This is a genomic window from Microvirga lotononidis (assembly GCF_034627025.1).
GTDB lineage: Bacteria > Pseudomonadota > Alphaproteobacteria > Rhizobiales > Beijerinckiaceae > Microvirga > Microvirga lotononidis.
In genome coordinates this window covers 4,391,740-4,408,551 of record NZ_CP141048.1, presented here as the reverse complement: position 1 = coordinate 4,408,551, position 16,812 = coordinate 4,391,740, and the positions used below count along the sequence as shown (strand labels likewise).

19 protein-coding genes and 1 tRNA gene are annotated in these 16,812 nt (G+C 63.9%); 19 read left to right on the top strand and 1 reads right to left on the bottom strand.

All coding sequences use genetic code 11. From position 1 onward, the window contains the following. Positions 1 to 190: 190 nt before the first annotated feature. The 5 genes from ribH (at position 191) to U0023_RS20755 (ending at position 5,686) form a co-directional block, all read left to right on the top strand. On the top strand, positions 191 to 679 hold the full coding sequence (ribH, locus tag U0023_RS20775; RefSeq protein ID WP_009491103.1) for a 6,7-dimethyl-8-ribityllumazine synthase: 489 nt from the start codon (positions 191 to 193) through the stop codon (positions 677 to 679). 2 nt (positions 680 to 681) lie between these two features. Further along, positions 682 to 1,164, top strand: a complete 483-nt coding sequence (nusB, locus tag U0023_RS20770) for a transcription antitermination factor NusB (protein ID WP_009491104.1) — start codon at positions 682 to 684, stop codon at positions 1,162 to 1,164. Between the two features lie 28 nt (positions 1,165 to 1,192). Continuing rightward, positions 1,193 to 2,182, top strand: a complete 990-nt coding sequence (gene thiL, locus U0023_RS20765) for a thiamine-phosphate kinase (RefSeq protein WP_009491105.1) — start codon at positions 1,193 to 1,195, stop codon at positions 2,180 to 2,182. Then, entirely contained in the window at positions 2,157 to 3,386 is a 1,230-nt protein-coding gene (locus tag U0023_RS20760; RefSeq protein WP_009491106.1) for an MFS transporter, read from the top strand. The genes thiL and U0023_RS20760 overlap by 26 nt, the downstream gene beginning before the upstream one ends. 173 nt (positions 3,387 to 3,559) lie before the next feature. Further along, positions 3,560 to 5,686 carry a sodium-translocating pyrophosphatase gene (locus U0023_RS20755; RefSeq protein ID WP_040638269.1) on the top strand — a complete coding sequence of 709 codons (2,127 nt, stop codon included), beginning with the start codon at positions 3,560 to 3,562 and terminating at the stop codon, positions 5,684 to 5,686. 125 nt (positions 5,687 to 5,811) lie between these two features. Here the strand turns inward: U0023_RS20755 and U0023_RS20750 are convergent, their stop codons facing one another. Next, on the bottom strand, positions 5,812 to 6,264 hold the full coding sequence (locus U0023_RS20750; RefSeq protein WP_009491108.1) for an outer membrane protein assembly factor BamE: 453 nt from the start codon (positions 6,262 to 6,264) through the stop codon (positions 5,812 to 5,814). Between the two features lie 102 nt (positions 6,265 to 6,366). Here U0023_RS20750 and U0023_RS20745 point away from each other — a divergent pair, with 102 nt between their 5' ends. The 14 genes from U0023_RS20745 to nuoF all read left to right on the top strand — a co-directional run bounded on the left by U0023_RS20745 (position 6,367) and on the right by nuoF (position 16,804). Beyond that, complete coding sequence (locus U0023_RS20745; RefSeq protein ID WP_009491109.1) at positions 6,367 to 6,897, top strand: ubiquinol-cytochrome C chaperone family protein; 531 nt, start codon at positions 6,367 to 6,369, stop codon at positions 6,895 to 6,897. A 12-nt stretch (positions 6,898 to 6,909) separates the two neighbouring features. Continuing rightward, on the top strand, positions 6,910 to 7,425 hold the full coding sequence (locus U0023_RS20740; RefSeq protein ID WP_009491110.1) for a YceD family protein: 516 nt from the start codon (positions 6,910 to 6,912) through the stop codon (positions 7,423 to 7,425). Between the two features lie 140 nt (positions 7,426 to 7,565). Beyond that, positions 7,566 to 8,600 (top strand): phosphate acyltransferase PlsX, encoded by a 1,035-nt coding sequence (gene plsX / locus U0023_RS20735; RefSeq protein WP_009491111.1) that lies wholly within the window; start codon positions 7,566 to 7,568, stop codon positions 8,598 to 8,600. 12 nt (positions 8,601 to 8,612) lie between these two features. Continuing rightward, a complete protein-coding gene (locus tag U0023_RS20730; RefSeq protein WP_009491112.1) occupies positions 8,613 to 9,590 on the top strand; it encodes a beta-ketoacyl-ACP synthase III in 978 nt (325 codons plus the stop codon). Positions 9,591 to 9,720: 130 nt separating this feature from the next. After that, positions 9,721 to 10,032: an integration host factor subunit alpha gene (locus tag U0023_RS20725; RefSeq protein ID WP_009491113.1), complete on the top strand. Its 312-nt coding sequence runs from the start codon at positions 9,721 to 9,723 to the stop codon at positions 10,030 to 10,032. Between the two features lie 22 nt (positions 10,033 to 10,054). Further along, on the top strand, positions 10,055 to 10,558 hold the full coding sequence (locus U0023_RS20720) for a MerR family transcriptional regulator (protein ID WP_009491114.1): 504 nt from the start codon (positions 10,055 to 10,057) through the stop codon (positions 10,556 to 10,558). 123 nt (positions 10,559 to 10,681) lie between these two features. Beyond that, positions 10,682 to 10,758, top strand: a tRNA-Asp gene (locus U0023_RS20715). Positions 10,759 to 10,948: 190 nt separating this feature from the next. After that, positions 10,949 to 11,377: a low affinity iron permease family protein gene (locus U0023_RS20710; protein ID WP_009491115.1), complete on the top strand. Its 429-nt coding sequence runs from the start codon at positions 10,949 to 10,951 to the stop codon at positions 11,375 to 11,377. Positions 11,378 to 11,550: 173 nt separating this feature from the next. Beyond that, entirely contained in the window at positions 11,551 to 11,916 is a 366-nt protein-coding gene (locus tag U0023_RS20705; RefSeq protein WP_009491116.1) for an NADH-quinone oxidoreductase subunit A, read from the top strand. Next, positions 11,907 to 12,491, top strand: a complete 585-nt coding sequence (locus U0023_RS20700) for a NuoB/complex I 20 kDa subunit family protein (protein WP_009491117.1) — start codon at positions 11,907 to 11,909, stop codon at positions 12,489 to 12,491. Before U0023_RS20705 ends, U0023_RS20700 begins: the two co-directional genes overlap by 10 nt. A gap of 14 nt (positions 12,492 to 12,505) precedes the next feature. After that, on the top strand, positions 12,506 to 13,108 hold the full coding sequence (locus tag U0023_RS20695) for an NADH-quinone oxidoreductase subunit C (protein ID WP_009491118.1): 603 nt from the start codon (positions 12,506 to 12,508) through the stop codon (positions 13,106 to 13,108). Between the two features lie 18 nt (positions 13,109 to 13,126). Beyond that, positions 13,127 to 14,317 carry an NADH-quinone oxidoreductase subunit D gene (locus tag U0023_RS20690; protein WP_009491119.1) on the top strand — a complete coding sequence of 397 codons (1,191 nt, stop codon included), beginning with the start codon at positions 13,127 to 13,129 and terminating at the stop codon, positions 14,315 to 14,317. Between the two features lie 115 nt (positions 14,318 to 14,432). After that, positions 14,433 to 15,488, top strand: a complete 1,056-nt coding sequence (gene nuoE / locus U0023_RS20685) for an NADH-quinone oxidoreductase subunit NuoE (RefSeq protein ID WP_009491120.1) — start codon at positions 14,433 to 14,435, stop codon at positions 15,486 to 15,488. A 14-nt stretch (positions 15,489 to 15,502) separates the two neighbouring features. Next, positions 15,503 to 16,804, top strand: coding sequence for an NADH-quinone oxidoreductase subunit NuoF (gene nuoF, locus U0023_RS20680; RefSeq protein WP_009491121.1), 1,302 nt, complete (start codon positions 15,503 to 15,505; stop codon positions 16,802 to 16,804). The last annotated feature ends 8 nt before the right edge of the window (positions 16,805 to 16,812 follow it).

The window sequence follows — 16,812 nt, the reverse complement described above, 5'->3', positions numbered from 1 at the left end:
TTCGCAAGTCTCGCACTTTGAACCTCTGGACGTCATGGCCGGGCTTGTCCCGGCCATCCCGATGCTGTGAAGCGCCGCGCTTTTCGGATCGGGATCACCGGCACAGGGCCGGTGATGACGTGAGGGTTGAAGGTCCGGCCGTCCGCAGGATGAAGGCGATTGCTCGCGATAGATCTTTGAAGAGTTTGCCATGGTCGCGCCTTCCGATAAGCCGAAAAGCCCCCGTCCGCCGGTCCCCGGCGCCCGCATCCTGGTCGTCGAGGCCCGGTTCTACGACGACATCGCCGATGAACTTCTGCGCGGCGCCAGGGGCGCCGTCGACGCCGCGCAGGCCTCCATGGACGTGCTGACCCTCGATGGCGCGCTCGAAATCCCCGCCACCATCGCCATCGCGCTCGATGCCGCCGAGAAGGCCGGCAGGCCCTACGACGCCGTTGTGGCCCTGGGCTGCGTCATCCGCGGCGAGACCGGGCACTACGACATCGTCGCCGGCGAGAGCGCCCGCGCCCTCATGGACCTGTCCGTCGCCCGCAAGATCCCGCTCGCCAACGGAATCCTCACGGTGGAGAATGATCAGCAGGCCTGGACCCGCGCGAGCGTGAGCGAATTGAATAAGGGTGGCGGAGCGGTCGATGCGGCTCTGGCCGTGCTGCGCATCAAACAGAAACTGGAGGCCTGATCATGACGAAGCCAGCAGAGCGCTCGGCCGCTCGCCTCGCTGCCGTCCAGGCCCTCTACCAGATGGACGTGTCCGGCAAGACGGTCCTCGACGCGCTCGCCGAGTTCGAGACCTTCTGGATCGGCCGCGAGGTCGAGGGAATCGAGTTCCAGCCCTCGGACAACGTCTTCTTCCGCGACATCCTCTCGGGCGTGGTCAAGAACCAGCGCGAGATCGACGTGAAGATCGACAGCGCGCTCGCCACCGATTGGCCGCTGACGCGCATCGAGGCCGTCCTGCGCGCCATCCTGCGGGCGGGCGGCTACGAGCTCATGTACCGCAAGGACGTGCCGGCCCGCGTCGTCATCACGGAATATGTCGACGTGACCCACGGCTTCTACGGTGACGACGAGCCCGGTCTCGTGAACGCCGTTCTCGACAAGCTCGCCCGCGACGTCCGTCCAGGCGAACTCGAAAAGAAGGCAGCCGGGCAGGGCAAGCGGTAGGCCTCATGCGGGCGAGGGCGGTTGACCGATGAGTTCGACGGAACGCCCGGGCGAGGACAGCCTCATCGCCCGTTTCTTCGCCCCCATCGCCGGTACGGGCGGCCTCGGCCTCACGGATGATGCGGCCTGTCTGACGCCCAAACCGGGACACGATCTCGTCCTCACCGCGGATGCCTTGGTCGAGCGTGTCCATTTCCTGCCTGAGGATGCTCCCGGCTCCATCGCCCGCAAGGCTCTGGGCGTGAACGTCTCGGATCTCGCCGCCAAGGGTGCCGACCCGGCCGGGTTCCTGCTGAGCCTCGCGTTGCCGGGAACCTGGACCGAGGAATGGCTCACCGCCTTTGCCGCAGGCCTTGGGGAGGCATCGCGCGATTTCGCCTGCCCGCTCCTCGGAGGCGACACCGTGAAGACCACGGGGCCCCTGACCCTGTCGGTCACGGCCGTCGGCGAAGTTCCGGCCGGCCGCATGGTCCGGCGCACGAGCGCCCGGGTCGGCGACCTGATCTGCGTCACGGGCACCATCGGCGACGCCGCCCTGGGCTTGAAGCTCCGCTCCGACCCGGCCTGGGCCGGGAGTCTTTCTCCGGATGAGAAGGCCCATCTCGCCGATCGCTATCTCCACCCCCGGCCCCGCCATCGTCTGGCTGCCGCCCTGCGCGACCATGCCAGCGCCGCCATGGACGTCTCCGATGGCCTCGCAGGCGACCTCGCCAAGATGATGCGGGTCAGCGGAGCCAGCGCTCTCATCGAGGCTGACCGGGTGCCGCTCTCCGGGGCGGCCGCAAGGGCAATCCAGGCTTCGCCGGATCTGCTCGACCTCGCCCTGACCGGGGGAGACGATTACGAAATTCTCTGTACCGTGTCGGAAATGAATCTCGACACTTTCCGGAAAGAGGCCGATAGGGTCGGGATCGCCCTCTCCGTGATCGGCCGAGTCGTCCCCGGACGTGACTTGCCCGTCTTTCGGATGAACGGTCTCGAAAGACGCTACGATGTCGGCTCCTACCAGCATTTCTGATACCTCCTTCCACCCGGCTTCCAGCGACTCCATTGCCAAGCGCAACGCCGTCGTCCTCGCCGTCGCGATGGCCCTCGGCGGATCGAGCCCGGCCATCGTCGTGTCCCTCGGCGGCCTCGTGGGGCAGTCGCTCGCCTCGAACAAGGAGCTGGCGACGCTTCCCATCAGCCTGCTGAACCTGGGCCTCGCCCTCGGTACCGTCCCGGCCGCCATGCTGATGCGCAAGGCTGGACGGCGCATCGGCTACATGGTCGGCGCCGGCATCGGGCTTGCCGGCGGCTGCCTGGCCGCCTTCGGCATCGCGGCCTTCAGCTTCCCCCTGTTCTGCCTCGGCACCCTGATCATCGGCAGCTACGGCTCCTTCAACCAGAGCTATCGCTTTGCCGCGACGGATACGGCCTCCGAGGCTTTCAAGCCGAAGGCGATTTCCTGGGTCATGACGGGAGGTCTCGTGGCCGGCGTCGTCGGGCCGCAAACCGTGATCTGGACGAGGGATGCGGTCGACGCGGCGCCCTTCGCGGGCGCGTTCCTGGGGCAGGCCACCCTGGCGATGCTCTCGATGATCGCCGTATCGTTCCTGCGCCCGGCCCCGCTCGGGATCGCTTCTTCGAAAGCGGGCGGAAGGCCGCTGATCCAGATCGTGCGCCAGCCCCGCTTCATCGTCGCCGCCGTGACCGGTCTCGTCTCCTATAGCCTCATGACCTTCATGATGACCGCGGCTCCCCTGGCGATGATCGGCTGCGGTCACCCGGTCAGCGCGGCGGCACTCGGCATCCAATGGCATATCCTGGCGATGTTCGGGCCGAGCTTCTTCACCGGCCGGCTGATCGCCCGGTTCGGCAAGGGGGCAGTGACGGCCGCGGGCCTCGTGCTGATCGCCCTTGCCGCCCTCGTGGGCCTGTCCGGCATCGGGATCGCCCATTTCTGGACGGCTCTGGTTCTGCTCGGGCTCGGCTGGAATCTGGGCTTCATCGGCGCGACCGCCCTGGTGACCGAGTGCTACCGCCCCGAGGAGCGTGCCAAGGTCCAGGCAGCCAACGATTTCCTGATCTTCGGCTCGGTCGCCGTGGCGTCCTTCTCGTCAGGCAAGCTCCTGAGCGCAGGCGGCTGGGAAAGCGTGACCTGGCTGGTCTTCCCACCGGTCGTCGTCGCGCTACTTCTTCTAGCTTGGCAGCAGAAGACGAAGATGATCGCACCCGCTTAAAGATCGCACCCGCTTAAAGTATGAAGGCCTTTCTGTGAGTTGCGCCGGTAGGATTGTTGCGTACGGCCTAGTTTTTTGCCACCAAATATAAAGTTCGCTGGGGGTAGGGGCCGATCGAGGCCGAGAAACGGGCCTTGAGGAGCGGCTTTCTGCTTTCCCATAACAAGGATGGCATGATGGCACTCACCCTAATTATCGTGGGCGGCGTTCTCTCGATCGTCTATGGCTTCTGGGCCATTGGCGACGTGATGAAGCGGGACGCCGGTTCTCAGCGCATGCAGGAAATCGCCGGTGCGATCGCCGAGGGCGCGAAAGCGTATCTCCGCAGGCAATATGCCACGATCGCCATCGTGGGCGTCGTCTTGTTCGCCGTCATCGCCTACTTCCTCGGCATCCGGGTCGCGATCGGCTTCGCCATCGGCGCCATCCTCTCCGGCGCCGCCGGCTTTATCGGCATGAACGTGTCGGTCCGGGCCAATGTCCGCACCGCCCAGGCCGCCACACAGTCGCTCGGCGGCGGTCTCGACGTCGCCTTCAAGGCGGGCGCCGTCACCGGAATGCTGGTTGCGGGTCTCGCGCTTCTCGGCGTTGCGCTCTACTACGGCTATCTCACCCGGGTTTCCGGCCTGAACCCGTCCGACCGCGTGGTCATCGACAGCCTCGTGGCCCTGGGCTTCGGAGCCTCCCTGATCTCGATCTTCGCCCGTCTCGGCGGCGGTATCTTCACCAAGGGTGCCGACGTGGGCGGCGACCTCGTCGGCAAGGTCGAGGCCGGCATTCCCGAAGACGACCCGCGCAATCCGGCCACCATCGCCGACAACGTGGGCGACAATGTCGGCGACTGCGCCGGCATGGCGGCGGACCTGTTCGAGACCTATGCGGTGACCGTGGTCGCCACCATGGTGCTCGCGGCGATCTTCTTCGCCGGTCAGGCAACCCTCGACACCATGCTGATGTACCCGCTCGCCATCGGGGCGGCCTGTATCGTGACCTCGATCATCGGCACCTTCTTCGTAAAGCTCGGTCAGAACGAGTCCATCATGGGCGCGCTCTACAAGGGCCTCATCGCAACCGGCATCCTCTCGGCGGCGGCGATCGCTCTCGTCACGTGGCAGATGATTGGTTTCGGGCCGATTGCCGGCTCCGAGTTCACCGGTCAGGCGCTCTTCTGGTGCGCCGTCATCGGTCTGGCCGTCACGGCGCTGATCGTGGTCATCACTGAGTACTATACCGGCGTTGGCTTCCGTCCCGTCCGGTCGATCGCGCAATCCTCCGTAACGGGTCACGGCACCAACGTGATCCAGGGCCTTGCGGTCTCGCTGGAAGCCACGGCGCTGCCGACGATCGTGATCATCGCTGGCATCATCGTGGCCTTCAAGCTCGCGGGCCTGTTCGGGATCGCGATTGCCGTGACGGCCATGCTGGCTCTCGCCGGCATGATCGTGGCGCTCGACGCCTTCGGCCCGGTGACCGACAATGCCGGCGGCATCGCCGAGATGGCCGGTCTGCCGAAAGAGGTCCGCAAGTCGACGGATGCCCTTGACGCGGTCGGCAATACCACCAAGGCGGTGACGAAGGGTTATGCCATCGGCTCCGCGGGCCTCGGTGCGCTGGTGCTGTTCGCCGCCTACACGTCCGACTTGAACTACTTCACGCAGAACGCTGCGCAATATCCCTACTTCCAGGGGGTGGCGCCGAACTTCTCGCTGACCAATCCCTATGTGGTGGTCGGCCTTTTGTTCGGTGGTCTCATCCCGTTCCTGTTCGGCGGCATCGCCATGACGGCGGTTGGCCGAGCAGCGGGATCCGTCGTGGAGGAAGTGCGCCGGCAGTTCCGCGAGAGGCCCGGCATCATGGCCGGAACGGACCGTCCCGATTACGGCCGCGCCGTCGATATGCTCACTCGCGCGGCGATCAAGGAAATGATCGTGCCCTCGCTCCTGCCGGTGCTGGCGCCCATCGTCACGTACTTCGTCGTCTACTGGGTGGCGGGCAAATCCGAGGCTTTCTCGGCCGTGGGCGCCATGCTGCTCGGCGTGATCGTGACCGGACTTTTCGTGGCCATCTCCATGACCTCAGGCGGCGGCGCATGGGACAATGCCAAGAAATCCTTCGAGGACGGGTTCACGGATGCATCCGGCGCGACCCATCACAAGGGCTCGGAAGCCCACAAGGCCTCCGTCACCGGCGATACCGTCGGCGACCCTTACAAGGACACGGCCGGCCCTGCCGTGAACCCGGCGATCAAGATCACGAACATCATCGCCCTGCTGCTCCTTGCAATCCTCGCGCATTCGTAGAGGCGCCTGCAGCAACGATCCTCAAGCCCGCGGCGAGCGCCGCGGGCTATTTGCTTCTCTGTCAGACTCAAAGAAAATGGCCGGGACGAAGCCCGGCCATGCCGAATTCTTTGGCTGACAGAGGATCAGCTGAACGGGTTGAAGGTGGTCATGCCCTTGAAGATCTGGCCGAGGAAGCTCGCCTCTTCGCCGCCGGCCGGGGTGGTGCGGCTGATGAAGTCGAAGACCTTGCCGTCCTGGAGGCCGTAGAGGGCGACGCGCTCGACCCTCAGGCCCTTGTCGAAATAGACAGCGGTCACCTGCTGGTCCACGACCTGCTCGCCCATGAACTGAAGCGTCCTGCGGGACTTTTGGCTGATATAATACCAGTTGCGGTTGCCGACGGTGGAGACCGTGGAGGGAGTTCCGAGGGTCTGAAGAACCTGATCGGCGCTCATTCCCTTCTTCACCTGTGCAAGCGCACGCTCATCCACGACATAGCCGCGCTGGAATTCCTCGCCCATCGTGCAGGCGGCCAAGGAAGAGGCGAGAACGGTTGCAGTAGCCAAACGCACCAAAAGGGTATGATATCGACGCATCGTACGGTTCTTCCAGAATTGCGGCGCGGATGAGCTTGCGCCTACGGATGGTGATGGCGTAACCCGAGGCTAGGAATTTGACAAGCTTGGAAGGGCAGAGCCGTGATCTTCAGTCTCTTCCGCAAAGACCCCCGACGCACCACCATCGCGACCCTCTACAAGAGAATCGCGACGGCGTCCCGTGCTCCCGGGCTCTATGCGGCACTTGGCATTCCCGACACCTTGGAAGGGCGGTTCGAGGCGCTGTCGCTGCATATGGTGCTGGTCCTGCGCGCCCTGCGCCAGCTCCCGCAGCCCGCGGATGAGGTGGCCAAGGACCTGACGGATGCCTTCTTCCGGGACATGGATGCGTCCTTGAGGGAAATGGGCGTCGGCGACACGGTCGTGCCGAAACGCATGAAGAAGGTCGCGGAATCCTTCTACGGACGGGCTCACGCCTATGACGCTCCCCTGAATGCCGACGACGGGGAGGCTCTGGCGCTTGCTTTCGGCCGCAACGTCTACGGCGGTGAGGCACCGGCCGGCCCCCTGGCGCGTTATGCCTTCGCAGCCGATCGGGGGCTCAAGGCAATGGATCTGGACACCCTTCTGGAGACCGGCCCCACTTTTCCTGAACCTGAGACCTTTGCTTAAGGAGGCAACCTGATGACACCGGAAACCGTGGGACCCTTGTCGCGGCTGATCGACGTCATGAAGATCCCGCCCCGGGGGCAGGAGGTCCATGTGGAGGCGACGGCCGAGGAATGCGCCGCGCTGGCAAAGGACTTCGGGCTGCCGGGGATCCAGGCCCTCTCCGGCGACTACCAGCTGAAGGCCTCGGCCAAGGGCATCCATGTGACGGGCGTGGTCAAGGCCTCGATCACGCAGGTCTGCGTCACGTCCCTGGAGCCCTTCGATTCCACGATGGAGGAAGAGGTCGAAGTCGATTTCGCTGAACCGTCCGGGATGCCGGCGGAACCGCCCACCGATATCAACGAATATGAGCCCCCGGACGAGATCGTGAACGGGCAGATCGACCTCGGTGCGCTCACGGCCGAGTTCCTGGCTCTCGGCCTGGATCCCTATCCCCGGAAGCCCGGCGTCGATTTCAGCTACCAGGATCCCGCCGATGCAAAGGATTCTCCATTCGCGTCCTTGAACAGGCTCAAGGGAAGCCAATAGGGCTGGCGGCGTCAGGCTTCAGCGCATACCTGCACGTTGCGTAAGGTAGGCGCAACTCCTGAGAATTCAGTTGCGGAGCAACCGCAAACCGCTATTTTCCGCCCCCTGTTGAATGACTTAAAAAGAAAGAACAATCGTTCATGCCGAAGCCGGTGCGTATTTCGCTTGATGCGATGGGGGGCGATCACGGTCCGTCCATCGTGATCCCGGGCGCAGCCTTGGCCTTGGAGCGGCATCCGGACCTCCGCTTCCTGATGTTCGGCAATGAAGCGATCGTCGCGCCCCTTCTGAAAGCTCATCCCAAGCTGAAGGAAGCGACCGAATTGCGCCATACCGACATCGCCATCGCCATGGACGAGAAACCGAGCCAGGCCATCCGGATGGGGCGGGGGAAATCGTCCATGTGGCGGGCCGTCCAGGCTGTCCGGGACGGGGAGGCGGATGCAGCCGTGTCGGCGGGCAATACCGGGGCCCTGATGGCGACTGCCAAGGTCTGCCTCAAGACCATGGCCCATATCGAGCGCCCGGCCATCGCCTGCATGTGGCCGACCTTGCGCGGGGAAAGCATCGTGCTTGATGTCGGCGCGACGATCGGGGCGGATGCGGGACATCTGGTGGATATGGCGATCATGGGGGCCGCCATGGCTCGGATCGTATTCGACCTGGATCGCCCGACCGTCGGGCTCCTGAATGTCGGTACGGAAGAGATTAAGGGCATCGAGGCCGTCAAGGAGGCAAGCCGGATCCTAAAGGACGCGAATCTCCCGCATCTGGATTATCGCGGCTTCGTCGAAGGAGACGATCTCGGCAAAGGCACCGTCGATGTGGTCGTGACCGAAGGGTTTACGGGCAACATTGCCCTGAAGACCGCCGAGGGAACGGCGAAGCAGATCGCCCAGTACCTGCGCTCGGCCATGAGTCGCACCCTGATGGCCAAGATAGGCTATCTCTTCGCGAAACAGGCCTTTAATGCTCTCCGGGACAAAATGGATCCCCGCAAGGTCAATGGCGGTGTCTTCCTGGGCCTCGAAGGCGTCGTCGTCAAAAGCCACGGCGGCACGGACGATCTAGGCTTCGCCAGCGCCATCGACGTCGCCTACGACATGGCGCATTTTGAATTGATGAACACAATCCGGAGCATGCTCGACCATGACCCGGTTGGCCACTCGGCCTGAGGAAGGCGCATCTTGAAACGTATTCGTTCCGTCGTACGCGGCGTCGGCTCGTATCTGCCGAGGCGTAAACTGACAAACCAGGACCTTGAGAAGCTGGTGGACACTTCGCACGACTGGATCGTGCAGCGGACCGGCATCGAGGCGCGCCACATCGCTGACGACGACGAGACTACATCGGTGCTTGGGATCAAGGCGGCGGAGGCAGCCCTAGCCGATGCCGGGCTTCGGGCCGAGGATATCGATCTGGTCATCTGTGCGACCTCGACGCCGGATTACACCTTCCCCTCGACCGCCACGATGATCCAGACCGGCATCGGCATGACCCATGGGGCAGCCTTCGATCTCCAGGCCGTCTGCACGGGTTTCGTCTATGCGGTGGCGACGGCGGACAAGTTCCTGCAATCCGGTTCGCACAAGCGCGCCCTCGTTGTCGGTGCCGAGACCTTTTCCCGCATTCTCGACTGGAACGACCGCACCACCTGCGTGCTGTTTGGCGACGGCGCGGGAGCTATCGTGCTGGAGGCCCAGGAGGGGGAGGGCACGTCCTCCGATCGAGGCGTCCTGACCTCTCACCTCCGGTCCGACGGTCGCTACCGGGATAAGCTCTATGTCGATGGCGGTCCCGGTTCGACGAAGACGACGGGCGTTCTGAAGATGGAGGGGCGCGAAGTCTTCAAGTTCGCCGTTGGCATGGTGGCCGATGTCGTACAGGATGCCTTCAAGGCGACCGGCACGAGCCCCGAGGAGCTGAAGTGGTTCGTGCCGCACCAGGCCAACAAGCGCATTATCACGGCTAGCGCGGACAAGCTCGGCATCGCGCCGGAGAAAGTCGTCATCACCGTCAATAGGCACGGCAATACATCGGCAGCTTCGATTCCCCTCGCGCTGGACACTGCTCGAAAGGACGGGCGGATCAGGGACGGGGACCTCGTCATGATCGAGGCGATCGGCGGCGGCTTCACCTGGGGCAGCGCGCTGATCCGTTGGTAATCCGCCGGTGGAAGGAATCGACTCTGGTGGTATCCGGTCTATCGACCTTGGCGGTTGACCATAGGGAGCCATCTGCATAGCGTCGTCCTGGACGACAAGACCAAGGAACTCATTCGCGCTGGGGAGCTCAATGGCTGGCAAGACGATAACGAGAGCGGACCTGAGCGAGGCCGTCTATCAGAAGGTGGGGCTCTCGCGGACCGAATCGGCTGAATTGGTGGAGCGGGTCTTGGCCGAGATCTGCGACAGCCTGGCCGCCGGCGAGACCGTCAAGCTGTCGTCCTTCGGGTCCTTCATCGTGCGCAGCAAGGGAGAGCGGGTCGGCCGCAATCCCAAGACCGGCGTCGAGGTTCCGATCGATCCCCGCCGCGTCATGGTTTTCAAGCCCTCGAACGTCTTGAAGGCGCATATCAACGGCGAGACCTTCGAAGGCGAGGATTGATCCGGCGATGGCGAGTGGCGTCATGGACAAGAGCCCCGACGCATTCCGCACGATCAGCGAGGTCGCCGAAGATCTCGATGTTCCTCAGCATGTGCTGCGCTTCTGGGAGACCCGTTTCAGTCATATCAAGCCGCTGAAACGCGGCGGCGGACGGCGCTATTACCGCCCGGACGATGTCGACCTGCTCAAGGGGATTCGCCACTTCCTCTACGGCGAAGGCTATACGATCAAGGGCGTGCAGCGGATCCTGAAAGAAGAGGGGGTGCGCTTCGTCCAGGCGGTTGGACGCGGCGAACAGAGCGCCTCGGCGCTGCCTGCCGGCGGCGCGCAGCCGGCCGTTGAGGATAAAGCGCCATCGACGGGTCCCAACCTCGATGAAGAGGAGGATTCAGACCGTCTTCCTCCTCGGGAAGGGCTGTCGCCGGAGGCGCTCCATGGGCTCCGAGCCGCCCTCGAGGATCTCTACGAATGCGACCGGGTTCTGTCCTCCCTGAAAGGCGCAGGCGAGGCTCCGGTAGGCGAGTGATCGAGGCCGGGCGGCCCGGGAAATCTCATTTGGCGCGGTCTTTCCGAAACGGTTGTATTCAGCGCTTGACAGGGGGCAGGGCCGCCCTTAAACCGCACCCACACCGCTTTGGCGGTCCAATGCGCGGGCGTAGCTCAGTCGGTTAGAGTGCCGGCCTGTCACGCCGGAGGTCGCGGGTTCGAGCCCCGTCGCCCGCGCCACTTCCCCTCCCGAAAATCAGGTTCGATAGGGCTCTGGATGACGCATCCCGGAGCTGGCGAGCCGTCGCGATCCGCGGGATTTCTCCGTCGGGGCGGCGCTTTTTGGCCGAAGGCCGCATTCTCCTCGTGGTTTGGAGCATTTGGCCCAGCTGGGCGTTAACCGGCGAGGGGAGGTGCGAGGTCGTTGTCGATGTTGACGTCTAGATTGTTCACGAGTTTCTCCAATTGGGTCGCCCAGGTAGCGGGTCGGCCCATGACCTTTGGTGTCAGTCTCCTTATCATCCTGGTTTGGGCTCTCAGCGGCCCGTTGTTCGGGTTTTCCGATACCTGGCAGCTTGTCGTGAATACCGGGACGACGATCGTCACCTTCCTGATGGTGTTCCTGATCCAGAATACGCAGAATCGTGACGGCGCGGCCATTCAGGCCAAGCTCGACGAGCTGATCCGGGCCAGTGCGGCTCAAAACGTGTTCATCGGTATCGAACACCTGACCCAGGAAGAGCTCGACGAGATTCGGGCCAAGTGCGAGGCGAAGGCCAAGGCCGAGGCTGCCGCAGGGCAGGCCGAGGCCGCAGCCAACCGAAAAGCGGCGAAAGCGGCGGAAAAGGCCACATCCTAATTTGGAATGGTTCTTTTTGCGGCAGTGCAAACACTTGTCACGGAAGGGGAACTCGGTTAAGCCTCCCGCGCAATCAACGTGTTGCCGCAGGGGCTTTCGTCGGGCCCATCTGTGGCTTAAATGCGTTTCAGGTTGCCGGTCCTAGGCCGTGCTCCGTACCTTCTAGGTGTCGTATGACGAATCTCCTCGCCGACTACCTGCCTCTCGTAATCTTCATCGGCGTATCGCTCCTGATCGGGGTGGCGCTGCTCGTGGCTCCGTTCATCGTGGCCTACAGCCGTCCCGATACCGAGAAGCTGTCCGCCTACGAGTGCGGTTTCAATGCCTTCGACGATGCCCGCATGAAGTTCGACGTGCGGTTCTACCTCGTCGCCATCCTTTTCATTATCTTCGACCTCGAAGTGGCATTCCTGTTTCCCTGGGCGATCACGTTCGGGAACCTTGGCTGGTTCGGCTTCATCTCCATGATGATGTTCCTGGGCGTCCTGACGGTCGGATTCATTTACGAGTGGAAGAAGGGGGCCCTTGAATGGGATTGATCTCCGATACCCAATCGACCCTGGTCGCTCCCGCGCCGTGGGGCGTCATCGACCCGAACACGGGCAAGCCGGTCGGATCGACGGACCCTTATTTCGTCTCCATCAACGAAGAGTTGTCCGATAAGGGCTTCCTCGTGACCTCGACCGAGGACCTCATCACCTGGGCGCGCACCGGCTCGCTCATGTGGATGACCTTCGGCCTAGCGTGCTGCGCCGTCGAGATGATGCAGATGTCCATGCCGCGCTACGACGTCGAGCGGTTCGGCTTCGCGCCGCGCGCCTCCCCGCGTCAGTCCGACGTGATGATCGTGGCCGGGACGCTCACCAACAAGATGGCTCCCGCCCTCCGCAAGGTCTATGACCAGATGCCGGAGCCGCGCTACGTCATCTCCATGGGCTCATGTGCCAATGGCGGCGGTTATTATCACTATTCCTATTCCGTGGTTCGTGGCTGCGACCGGATCGTGCCGGTCGACATCTACGTGCCGGGCTGCCCGCCGACGGCCGAGGCGCTCCTGTATGGAGTGCTGCTTCTGCAGAAGAAGATCCGCCGGACCGGCACCATCGAGCGCTGAGCAAAGGTCGTTGCATGAGTGCTGATCTCCAAGCCCTGAGCGATCATATCGCCTCGTCCCTCGGTGAGGCGATCGAGAGCCGGGCTATCGCCTTCGACGAGCTGACGATCGTCGCCCGCCGCGAGGACATCGTCCGGGTGGCGACCTTCCTGCGGGACGATCCGCAGTGCCGGTTCGTCTGCTTCATCGATATCTGCGGTGCCGATTACCCGGCCCGCGAGAAGCGCTTCGACGTGGTCTATCACTTCCTCGCGCCCCATCATAACCGGCGGATCCGCCTGAAGGTCGAGACGGACGAGGTCACTCCCGTTCCCTCGCTCGTCGGTCTCTGGCCCGCGGCGAACTGGTTCGAGCGCGAGGCCTATGACCTCTATGGGATCCTGTTCTCCGGGCATCCGGACCTGCGCCGGATCCTGACCGATTACGGGTTCGAGGGACATCCGCTCCGCAAGGACTTCCCGCTCACCGGCTACGTCGAGGTCCGTTACGACGACGGACAGGGCCGCGTGGTCTACGAGCCGGTGAAGCTCAACCAGGAATTCCGCAACTTCGATTTCCTCTCGCCCTGGGAAGGCACCGACTACGTGCTGCCCGGCGACGAGAAGGCCAAGGCATAAGGAGCGGAGAGGCGACCCATGGGCGAGCATAATATCCGCAACTTCACCATCAACTTCGGCCCGCAGCACCCGGCGGCGCACGGCGTGCTGCGCCTCGTGCTGGAGCTGGACGGCGAGGTGGTCGAACGTGTCGATCCGCATATCGGCCTGCTGCACCGCGGCACCGAGAAGCTGATCGAGTACAAGACGTACGTTCAGGCGAATCCCTATTTCGACCGGCTCGACTATGTCGCGCCGATGAACCAGGAGCATGCCTTCTGTCTGGCGACCGAGAAGCTGCTCGGCATCGAGGTGCCTCGGCGTGCTCAACTGATCCGCGTCCTGTTCTCGGAAATCGGCCGGCTCCTCTCCCACCTCCTCAACGTGACCACGCAGGCCATGGACGTCGGCGCGCTCACGCCGCCTCTCTGGGGCTTCGAGGAGCGCGAGAAGCTGATGATCTTCTACGAGAGGATCTCCGGCTCGCGGATGCATGCCAACTATTTCCGCCCCGGTGGCGTGAACATGGACATCCAGCCTGAGCTGATCGACGACATCGAGGCCTTCTGCGACCCGTTCCTGCAGGTGCTCGACGACCTCGACACCCTCGTCATCGGCAACCGGATCTTCAAGCAGCGTAACGTCGACATCGGCGTCCTCACGCTGGACGACTGCTTCCGCTGGGGCTTCTCCGGCTCGATCATCCGCAGTTGCGGCGTTGCCTGGGACCTGCGCAAGGCGCAGCCTTACGAGTGCTACGAGGAGATGGAATTCGACATCCCCGTGGGCAAGAACGGCGACAACTACGATCGTCAGGTCATCCGCATGGAGGAGATGCGCCAGTCCGTACGGATCATGCGCCAGTGCCTTACCAAGCTGCGGGCGCCCGACGGGCAGGGGCCGGTGGCGACCCTCGACGGCAAGGTTGCTCCGCCGTCACGCAAGGACATGAAGCGCTCGATGGAAGCGCTGATTCACCACTTCAAGCTCTACACGGAAGGCTTCCACGTCCCGGCGGGCGAGGTCTATGCCGCCGTGGAAGCCCCGAAGGGCGAGTTCGGCGTCTATCTCGTGTCGGACGGAACGAATAAGCCTTACCGCTGCAAGATTCGCGCTCCGGGATTCGCTCATCTTCAGGGCATGGATTTCATGTGCCGCGGCCACATGCTGGCCGACGTCGCGGGCATCCTGGGCTCTATCGACATCGTGTTCGGCGAGGTCGACCGCTAACAAGAGCCGCCCCGGATCCGGGGCGGATATCCACGCTCTTTCAAGGCGTGCTGGACAATTTCAAGTCGCGATTGGCCGGGCTTCTGCCCGGCCATGGCGATGAGGAGAAGAGTGTATGGCCGTTCGTAAGCTCGCGCCTGAAAACATGCAGCCCGAGAGCTTCGTTCTCTCCGCCGAGACCGAAGCTTTTGCGGAAAAGGAAATCGCCAAATATCCGCCAGGCCGGCAGGCTTCGGCCGTGATCGCCCTCCTGACCAAGGCTCAGGATCAGGCCGGCGGCTGGCTGCCTCGCAAGGCCATCGAGGCCGTCGCGGCCAGGCTCGACATGCCGGTGATCCGCGTGATGGAGGTGGCGACCTTCTACACGATGTTCAACCTGGAGCCGGTTGGAAAATATTTCATCCAGTTCTGCGGCACCACGCCGTGCGTGCTGCGCGGTGCGGGCGACATCAGGAAGGTGCTGGAGCGCCGCGTCGGCGACCAGAACCACGTGACGGCGGACGGCACGTTTTCCTGGCTCGAAGTCGAGTGCCTGGGGGCCTGCTCGAATGCGCCCATGGTGCAGATCAACGACGACTATTACGAGGATCTCACCACCGAGAACTTCGAGAAGTTGCTTGACGATCTCGCAGCCGGGCGCCCCGTGAAGGTCGGATCCCAGATCGGCCGCAACCGCTCTGAGCCCTTCGAGGCCGTGAACACCCTTCAGGACCCGGCTCTCTACGACGGCTCCGTCGTCGGCGCCTGGCGCAAGCGTTTCGAGGAGCAGGCTAAGGCCACGGAAACCGGCGAGGCTGCCGCCGCGATGGCGAGCGTCCCGCAGGAAGCCAAGGCTGCAAAGCCGACGGCCGGACGCCCCATCGAGAGCGATGCCGCCGATACGCCGGCCAAGCGCGCCAAAGAAGGCGAGAAGCCGATCAGCACGGCGGACCAGAAGGAAGCCGCGGATACCTCGAAAGCGACCAAGGTCGAGCCCAAGGAGGCGGGTGTCCAGCCGGCCCCGCAGAGCGGCAAGTCCTATGTGGCTTCGCCCAAGAAGAAGGGTGAAGCCGTGCCTGCGAGCCCAACGACGCCTTCCGCAGGGACGCCGCCGGCACAGGCGGAGACCCGTCGCGACGGCAGCGAGAGCAAGCCGGGCGTGATCGTCGACAAAGACAACAAGTCGTCCTGATGGAGTGATCGGGAATGCTTCAGGACAAAGATCGTATCTTCACCAATCTCTACGGCTTCCACTCGCCGGACCTCAAGGCCGCGAAAATGCGCGGCGCCTGGGACGGAACGAAGTTCCTGCTCGAACAGGGCCGCGACTGGATCGTCAACGAGATGAAGGCGTCGGGCCTGCGCGGTCGCGGCGGCGCCGGCTTCCCCACGGGCCTGAAATGGTCCTTCATGCCCAAGCAGTCGGACGGCCGTCCGCATTATCTGGTCGTGAACGCCGACGAGTCCGAGCCGGGCACCTGTAAGGACCGCGAGATCATGCGGAATGATCCGCATCTCCTCGTCGAGGGCTGCCTCATCGCATCCTTCGCCATGGGAGCCCATGCGGCCTACATCTACATCCGCGGCGAGTACGTGGCCGAGCGCCATGCGCTCCAGCGGGCGGTGGACGAGGCGTACGAGGCCAAGCTCATCGGCAAGGACAACATCCACGGCTATCCGTTCGACCTCTACGTCCACCACGGCGCAGGCGCTTACATCTGCGGCGAAGAGACGGCTCTCATCGAGAGCATGGAGGGCAAGAAGGGCATGCCGCGCCTGAAGCCGCCGTTCCCGGCCAATATGGGCCTCTACGGCTGCCCGACGACCGTGAACAACGTCGAGTCCATCGCGGTCGCCGGAACGATCCTGCGCCGCGGCGCGGCCTGGTTCTCCGGCATCGGCCGGCCGAACAACGTGGGCACCAAGCTGTTCTGCGTGTCGGGCCACGTCAACAAGCCCTGCAACGTGGAAGAGGCCATGGGCCTCACCTTCCGCGAGCTGATCGACCGCCATTGCGGCGGCATTCGGGGCGGCTGGGACAACCTTCTCGGCGTGATCCCAGGCGGCTCGTCCGTGCCGATCGTTCCGGCGCACGAGATTGCCGACGCCTACATGGATTTCGACACGCTGCGGAACCTGAAATCCGGTCTCGGCACCGCGGCCGTGATCGTCATGGACAAGTCGACCGATATCGTCCGGGCGATTGCCCGCATCTCGTACTTCTACAAGCACGAGAGCTGCGGCCAGTGCACGCCTTGCCGCGAAGGCACGGGCTGGATGTGGCGCGTGCTCACCCGCATGGCCGAAGGCCGCGCCCAGAAGCGCGAGATCGACATGCTCCTCGAAGTCTCGACCCAGATCGAAGGCCACACCATCTGCGCGCTCGGCGACGCGGCGGCTTGGCCGGTTCAGGGCCTGATCCGGCACTTCCGTCACGAGATCGAGAAGCGGATCGACGATTACGCGGCAAACCCGCATTCCGAATCCGTCCTGATCGCGGCGGAGTGAGATTGAAG